This window comes from Paracoccus salipaludis, assembly GCF_002287065.1.
GTDB classification, from domain to species: Bacteria; Pseudomonadota; Alphaproteobacteria; order Rhodobacterales; family Rhodobacteraceae; genus Paracoccus; species Paracoccus salipaludis.
On the sequence record NZ_NSJZ01000108.1, the window covers coordinates 1 to 593 of the forward strand.

Annotated in this window: 1 protein-coding gene; it reads right to left on the bottom strand. The window is 62.2% G+C overall.

Annotated elements, in window-relative coordinates:
• The coding region (locus tag CK240_RS17780; RefSeq protein WP_135058955.1) for a MerR family transcriptional regulator at positions 1-541 on the bottom strand (541 nt) is incomplete at its 3' end.
• Positions 542-593 lie beyond the last annotated feature (52 nt).

Here is a 593-nt window from a genome sequence, read left to right on the forward strand (position 1 = left end):
ATTTCCTCAAGACCTTGCGAGTCTCGCGGGCGACGAAGGCGTGCCGGTCCTCCACGTCGAAGCCGAGATGCCCCGCAAGGTTGAAGAAGCCGCCGCTCGGGAGCGTATCGCCCGGGGTCTTCTTGTGGACGAGGACCGAGAGGAGCACGCCGTGGTTTTCGAAGCTGCGCTCCGAGACCGCACCTAGAACCCAGCCGATCTTGTCGCGGTGCGCCGGCACCTGCCATCGCAGGCCTGCGTTCGACATGACCGGGTCGTAGAACACGCGGGCCTCCCCCTTAGCGGCGAGGTCCAGGAGGAAGGCCTCCGTGCGCTGGATCATGTCTTGGTCCGCAGTCCGCAGGGCCACGAGGCTCCGGCGCGAGACGAACCGCTGCTTGCCAATACGGACCTCTTCGAGGGAGCCGCTCTTGAGCCGTGCGGTGACGGCTGGCGAGCTGATGCCGAGGTAGTCGGCCACGAGGGGCACGGGCAGGAACGCAAGATCCTCATCGCCGGAGGAAGCAGCCAAGTAGGAATCTAGGTCATCGAAGTCTTGCATTAGCGTACCCTAAGTTTTGCGTTTGCAATATATACGATTCAATAAGATTAAG